4 protein-coding genes are annotated in these 7,401 nt (G+C 66.9%); all 4 read left to right on the plus strand.

Annotated features, from left to right (window positions below; translation table 11 throughout):
• Positions 1-136: 136 nt before the first annotated feature.
• The 4 genes from EAO75_RS44230 to EAO75_RS44245 are packed head-to-tail and all read left to right on the plus strand — an operon-like array spanning position 137 to position 7,270.
• Positions 137-1,027, plus strand: a complete 891-nt coding sequence (locus tag EAO75_RS44230) for a hypothetical protein (protein WP_148000782.1) — start codon at positions 137-139, stop codon at positions 1,025-1,027.
• Positions 1,024-2,589, plus strand: a complete 1,566-nt coding sequence (locus EAO75_RS44235) for a hypothetical protein (protein WP_148000783.1) — start codon at positions 1,024-1,026, stop codon at positions 2,587-2,589. Before EAO75_RS44230 ends, EAO75_RS44235 begins: the two co-directional genes overlap by 4 nt.
• Positions 2,589-4,325 (plus strand): nuclease-related domain-containing DEAD/DEAH box helicase, encoded by a 1,737-nt coding sequence (locus EAO75_RS44240; protein WP_148000784.1) that lies wholly within the window; start codon positions 2,589-2,591, stop codon positions 4,323-4,325. The genes EAO75_RS44235 and EAO75_RS44240 overlap by 1 nt, the downstream gene beginning before the upstream one ends.
• Positions 4,322-7,270, plus strand: coding sequence for a helicase-related protein (locus tag EAO75_RS44245; RefSeq protein ID WP_148000785.1), 2,949 nt, complete (start codon positions 4,322-4,324; stop codon positions 7,268-7,270). Before EAO75_RS44240 ends, EAO75_RS44245 begins: the two co-directional genes overlap by 4 nt.
• Positions 7,271-7,401: the final 131 nt, after the last annotated feature.

Consider the following 7,401-nt stretch of genomic DNA (forward strand, 5'->3'; position numbering starts at 1 on the left):
CATTCGGAGCGCTGCGGTTGAGGTTGAAGCCTCGCCAGCAGAGGGTCTGAGGCGAGGCGACTGAGGAGCGGCGGCATGGTTCTCGGATGTCGGGTACTGGGCAGCGGGGCTGCGCGATGGGAGCTCAAGTTCGGTAGTGGCGCTGTCCGTTCCGACGCGTGACTACCTCGCGGTGCTGCTGGCTTATGGGGTGGTGAACCAAGCGTCCCAGGCCGAGGTGGTCCCTGCCGAGTCGGAGCAGGACTTCGAGCAGGCCGAGTGCCTGTCTGTCGGCACCTGTGTCCGAGTCATTCCGGTCAAGGGGCCCGGACCGGGGCGGCGTGTGTACACGGGAGTGTTCGGCGGGGCCTTTAAGAACCATCATGGGCGGGTTTACGAGCTCGCAGGGAGCAAGGGCCCCGGCAGGCGTCCTGGCCCGGTTTCGTGGTTTCCGGCGGACGACTATCGGCTTCAACTGCTCCGCTGGCCGGACCTGCCTGAGGATTACGCGGACCGGCACCGCTTCAGCGAGGCGTTTGAAGTCCCCCTTGGCGCTGAGAAGCTGTTGGCCGGTCAGTTGTCTGACTTCTACGGACGCTGCTCTCTTCACAGCGTCGTGATAGGGGTAATGAACACAGTCCTGGCGGAAGCCCAGGTGGTCGTCGGGGCACCCGATGGACCGGGCATGGCTCTGCAGGAGCTGCTGCGCATGCGCGCAGTTCGCTCGCCGGGATCCCACTACCGCAGTGTGGTGCTGTCCAGCCGGGGTGACCCGGAAAAGTACCGTGACGTGGTGCGGTCCAGCCAGCCGGCTGTGGCCGTCCTTGATGGGGCTACGACGGTTCGGCGGTGGCTTGGAGCCGGCCTCGCGGGCGTGACAGTGGCCGTGGTCGAGCGCACGAGCCCGGCAGCCCTTGCGGCCGTGGACGAGCTCTACGGAAACCGAGGGCGCAGTATGGCCGACCTCAATGTGCCCAGAGACCTCAGCAGCCGTATCCCTCCGGGAGTTGAACTGCTCGCCTGGAAGGGCAGGGGGACGGCGCGATGAGCCTGTGGGAAGCGGACACGGTCTACCAGCGTGCGGACTCCGTCATCGAGGACCAGCCTGTGCACCACTCAGGGGTGCACTCGTTCATGCGGACCGCCACGCAATTTCTGCGTACGGTGGGGGAGTTGGAGAGCTCTGACCTGTGGCGGCAGGCCTGCGCCGAGATCCGGCGTGTCCGGTGGCTTCTCGGTACCGTGCCGCTGCCCCTCAACAGCGCGCAACTGCGGTTCCAGGAGACGGCACGCAGTTTGGCGGGCACCGGCGCCCATTTACAGCAGGCTGCGGATGCCGACTTGGTGCGCCAGCTGTCTGCCGTCGCACAGGCTCTGACCCGCCTGGGAGACGACTCATCCAATCCGCTCGCGGCCGGGGTCATGACCTTCCTGTCGTCGGGCCGCAGGGGCCCGTCGCTTGTAGCGGTGACTAACCGCGTCTACCAGGATGCTGTTGTCCACGAGTTTGGCGTGATGCACTACCCAGTAGAGATTGGCGTGGTCAGTGACCTGTTGGGCGCCGAGGTATATGACTCGGCCGTGGTCGTGGGACCGGTCGCCTGGCTTCCGCCGGGTGTGTTGAACGCCCCCCGGGCAGCGCGGCTCGGACTGGTCCACCATGACTTCTACCGTGAGCCGCTGGACATACAGCCGCTACTCGACGAAGGTCCGGTGCTGCGCGGCACCATGCCAACGCGTATACGCCGCCGCGAGACGAGGGTAGTTGGGCCACCGTCCGAGCTCGCGGATGATTCGACGCCGGAGACGGCGGAGACCCTGCTGACGGATCTCGACGTTGCTTCCCTAGCTCGGGACGCTGTCGCAGGACTTCCCGCCGAAGCTCTGCGAGACGGCGCTTCAGGCGGCCACGAGGGGGTGGAAGCCCGTGTGGCCCTACTCGCCGACGGCTCTCATGTGCTGCTGCCCGTGGAATCCAGCGTTCACAAAATCCTGTTGGTGGAGCCGGACCCGGACGATGAGCCGTCTGTCGAGGCGGTCGACGGGGCCTCGATTTCGGTCGGCGACTATGTCGTACTTCGCGGCAGCTCCTACTATCAGAGCCTGGTCGAGCGGGCCGATGTCGCGCTGGGCGACGAGGCGCCAATGCTGCGGGCGCTACAGCGGGGGTGGAAAGCGCAGCTGAGCGATCGTATTGCCCATCACCCAGACGGTCGTCGAGGGGTCGCGAAGGACTTGGTGGCGCGCGGCGCGGTGACAACCAACCTGGACTACTGGACGAGCCCGTGGTGCATCAGAACCCGGCGTAAAGATGACTTCGCCGTGGTCATGCACTACCTAGGCCGCCGACGGGAGGCGCAGGACGTCTGGGTGGCCCTCGGCCAGATCGACCGCGCACACCGCAGTGCCGGGCGGAGCTACGCCGAGGCTGTGCAGCGTGCTGTCTCCGGGGTTTTGTGGCAGCAGCTCTGGGAGGAGCGCTGGTGCGAGATCCCCCTGGACGATACGAACTCGGGCGCGCGGGCGGCTTTGGTAGATGCCGTTCTGCCTGGGCAACTGTGCGTTCCCCCGCACTATCTTTGCCGGCTCCGCGATTCGGAGGTGCCCTAATGGCACGCATGATCCCGTCGGCCTTCGACCCGGAAGCCACCCCAAGTCCCGGGGAAAGGGAACTATTCCAGCGGCTACGCGATGACCCTGGCACGGAGGGCTGGGTGGTGCTGCATTCTCTGGGGATCGCCAACCATCCACGGCAGATCCAGGGTGAGGCCGACTTCGTCATCATCGTACCCGGGAAGGGACTCCTAGTCCTGGAGGTGAAAGCCCACCAGCAGGTCAGGCGCCTTCCGAGTGGTGAGTGGCGGCTGGGCGGCAACCCGCCAACCCTGAGGAGCCCGTTCCAGCAGGCCGACGAGGCCATGCATGCGGTCAAGGAGAAGCTCGTCGGCCGCGGCGGTGGGCTCGGAGCTGTACCCATGACGTCAGCGGTGCTGTTCACGCACAGCCGGTTCGCGGTGTCAGGACCCATGGAGTGGCACACATGGCAGGCGATCGACACAGTGGCTCTGCACAGCCGCCCCATCTCCACGCTAGTCGCCGGGGTCCTGGACGCTCACCGCGCGCACCTCGCCTCGACTCCCACAGCAGGCTGGTTCAACCCGGCATCCGTCGCTCCGGATTCCGGCCAGGCCGCCAGAATCCTGGAGGCGTTGCGGCCCTCATTCGAGTTTGCCGAACCGCCTAAGCTGCGGCGGCAGCGGATGGACCGGGAGACGCAAGCCTTCACTGCGCAGCAGTACGAGGTGCTCGACATGATCGCCGCCAACCGGCGGTGCCTCGTGCGTGGAGCTGCGGGGACGGGCAAGACGTTCGTGGCGGTGGAGGCGGCACGGCGGTTCGCCGGAAGCGGCCTGAGAGTCCTGCTGTGCTGCTTCAACCGGCAGTTGGGCAGCTGGCTCAAGGAAGAGACGGCCGAGGTGGAGGGGATCACGGCTGCTCACTTCCACTCTTACATGGCGGGACTGGTGTCCTCTGCACGCCCCGCAGCAAGCGGTGGCAGCGATTTCTTCACCGAGGAGCTGCCCGACCTCGCCCTGGAAGCCCTGTTCGAGCGCGACGTCCCGCCCTTCGATGTGCTGGTGATTGACGAGGCACAGGACCTGATGCGCGAGTCCTACCTCAACGTCCTCGACTCGTCCTTGCGCGGCGGCTTGTCAAGCGGCCAGTGGCTGGCCTTCGGCGACTTCACGCGCCAGGCCCTTTACGACTCCGACGGCGAGGGAATGGAAGCCCTCCGCGGGCGGATGGCGGGCGATCCAGCGGTCTTCATACTCCGTCACAACTGCAGAAGCGTCCCCGACATCACCTTCTACGTGGAAGCGACGTCCGACCTTGACCCGGGGTACGCGGGGACACTGCGGCCCTCCAACGACCGGACGGCCGAGCACCTGTGGTGGTCGGACAGTGAGGGACAGCAACGACAACTGGCAGACAGGCTCACCCAGCTCACCCGCGAAGGGTTCCAGCCCGAGGACATCGTCGTCCTGTCGCCGCYGCGCAATGAGCAGAGCGCAGCCGGTAACTGCCAAGATCCCCGCTGGCGGAACCGGCTCGTGCCCTTCGGCTCCCAGCGGGCGGGAGCGGTGCGATACGGGACAGTGCACGCATTCAAGGGCCTGGACTCTCCCGCGGTGATCCTTACTGATGTCGCCTCCTTCGGGTCGGCGCGTGATCAGACCCTGTTCTACGTGGGCGCCTCCCGCGCCAGGGACGAACTCACGGTGCTGATGTCCCAGACCGCACGCCCCGAGTTCCGTAAGCAGGTTTTCAAGGAGAAGGCGGCATGACCATCAGCGACCACCTCGGCCCGCGTGAGGACGTTGTCGACGCCCTGAGGGCCGAGCTGCTCGGTCCCGCGCCCGCTGGCAAGCCCCTCGACCGGGGCTCGTTCGACAACTGGGAGGAAGCCCGCGGCCCATGGGTTGACCCCGAGTCCGGTGAGGAGGTCCTCGACCGGGCCCCGCTGGTGCGGTACGGCGTCGGCGTTCTGTACCCCGCTGAGCACACGACTCAGCCCGCAGACGAGGATCACACGGTCATTGCCGGGCTCATCGATGGTGATGGTGAGCTTGACGAAGAGGTCTTCGATGGCCTGCAGGAAGCTGCACAGCGCACGGTCGGCGGGTCGCCCGAGGACGACGACTTTGACCTCGCCGGCGCGAACGACCGACGTCCCAGCACCATTGGTTTGTCGTTCATGCTCGCGGGCGGGAGCGGTACAGCTCTGCGTGTCGTTTTCACAGGAGGCCGCTACCAGCGCCAGAACGTGCGTGTGGCGGGCGATGCGCGGCGGTGGTGGGTACGCAGCCCCGTTATCGCGGTCTGGGAGTTGCCCGCGGACGACATCGCCACGGCCGGCCGGGTCTTGCGGAAGCCGCAGCCCGACTTGGACGCCTCGCGCGGCATTGACGGGCTCGATCTGGAGCTGATCGTCAACGTGCGCAGCCACCAGGACGGGAGGCTGATCACAGTTGCCCTCGTCAACCGGACGGCCCCTGGAACTCAGCCACTCGACGCCGTGAGCCTGTTCCAGGCCGAGATGACCGTCGAACCGCAGGGCGGCTGGCTCGCCCCCTACCCTGAGGCGGCCGAAGCCGAGACCCACCCGGACGACGCCTCGTTCAATCTGCTCTACCGGGAAGCGCGGACCTTCGCCGTGGGCCATGGCTGCGCCGCGGACTGGGCCGATCCCGTAGACGGCCGGGCCACCTGGGCCAAGGCCGACCCGCTGCCCTGGTACGAGGCACCCAGCATCACACCCGACATCCGGCAGAACGGCAGCCCGCTCACTGTCTCAATGGAGCAGCTGGCTGGGGACGGCCCAGGGGGGCCCGAGCGTCTGGAGCAGGTTGTCGGCGCATACGCGGAGTGGATCGAGGGGCTCGCCGAGAAGGCCGCCGGCCTCGACGAGCGGTTCCGGCCGACCGCCGCGCAGCACATCGAAGGCTGCCGCAAGGCGCTGGCCCGGATGAGGGAAGGGCTGGAACTGGTACGTGACGCCCGGAGCGATGTGGGGCGTGCCTTCCGGATGGCCAACCGTGCCATGCTGCGCCAGCAGCTGCGCTCCGGGGGCGCCGTGCGTCCGACACGGTCCGCCGACGGGCGATTCGAGGTCGAAGGGGCTCAGCCGGACGAGGAGGCGGCGCGCCGCAACGGCAAGGGAAACTGGCGCGCCTTCCAGATCGCCTTTCTTCTCGCCGCAATCCCCTCAAGCGCCGATCCGCGTCACGGTGACCGTGAGGCCGTTGACCTCATCTACTTTCCAACCGGCGGTGGCAAAACTGAGGCGTACCTCGGACTGTCCGCCTTCTCCATACTGCTTCGGCGCCTGCGCGACCCCGGCGACGCGAGCGTCACTGTTCTCATGCGCTATACCTTGCGTCTGCTGACCGCCCAGCAGTTCCTGCGCGCGGCCGCGCTGATCTGTGCCCTTGAGGAGGTGCGCGAAGAAGAGCCGGACCTCGGTGATCCCTTCTCCATCGGAATTTGGGTCGGCGGCGAGACCACCCCCAACTCACGTGCGGATGCGAAGACTGCACTCGGCAAGCTCCACCGCGGAGAGCAGGACAACCCGTTCCTGCTGCTGCGCTGCCCCTGGTGCGCGGCTCAGATGGGCCCCGTCCCCAGCCAGGAGGAAGACTCCGCGCCCAGGCAAAGCCGCCGGAAGACTGGACGACGCAGCGGGGCGGCGGTCCGCACGCCCGTAGCCGGGTACTCGGAGTACCGCGGAACTGTGCGCTTCATCTGCCCGGACCACGAGTGCCGCTTCTCCACGGAGGACTCGCCGCTCCCCATCTACGTGGTCGACGACGACCTCTACGATCAGCGGCCCACCCTCGTAATCGGGACCGTGGACAAGTTCGCCTTGATCGCCTGGCGGCCCAAAGCCCAGGCACTGTTCGGCTTCGGCCAACACGGCACCCGGGCCTATTCGCCCCCTTCTCTCATCATCCAGGACGAGCTGCACCTCATCGCCGGCCCGCTCGGATCCCTCACGGGCCTCTACGAGGGCGTCATTGAGGAGCTGTGCACCGACCGGCGTGGCAGGGCGCCCGTCCTACCCAAGATCGTTGCCTCTACCGCGACGATCCGCCGGCACGAGGAGCAAGTCAAGGCTCTCTACGGCCGCGAGCGGGTCCATCTCTTCCCTCCGCACGGCGTCGATGCCTCCGACTCTTTCTTCGCGGTCTACGACCGTGATCCGGACAGCGGCACACTCAAGCCCGGGCGGCGCTATATCGGCGTCCACGCCCCCGCCCTCGGCTCCATGCAGACAACACAGGTCCGCACGTTCGCCGCCCTGCTGCAGGCAGCCAAGGACCTCCCCGAGGACCTCAGCGACCCCTGGTGGACGCTGCTCGCCTTCTTCAACAGCCTCCGCGAGCTCGGCAACTCACTGTCGCTGATGCAGTCCGATATCCCCGACTACCTTCGGACCGTCAACAACCGCTCATCAACCGACCGCACCGGGATGCGCTATCTCAACTGGGTTGAAGAGATGACAAGCCGGCTCCGGCAGGACCAGGTTCCCGAAGCCATCCAGAAGCTTGAGCGGCAGCACACAAATGAACAGCGGGCCGTAGACGCTTGCCTGGCCTCCAGCCTGATTGAGGTCGGCATCGACATCCCCCGCCTCTCACTTATGGCCGTCGTTGGCCAGCCAAAGAGCACCTCCCAGTACATTCAGGTCACCGGGCGCGTCGGACGCCGATATAGCGCCGCCCGGGCTTGAGTGTGCCGCTGTCCGGATCACGGTCGTAGACCGCGAAGAAAGAGTCGGAGGCATCGACGCCGTGCGGAGGGAAGAGATGGACCCGCTCGCGGCCGTAGAGAGCCTTGACTTGCTCCTCGTGCCGGCGGATC

The sequence above is a fragment of the Streptomyces sp. UW30 genome (genome assembly GCF_008042075.1).
Taxonomy (GTDB): Bacteria; Actinomycetota; Actinomycetes; order Streptomycetales; family Streptomycetaceae; genus Streptomyces.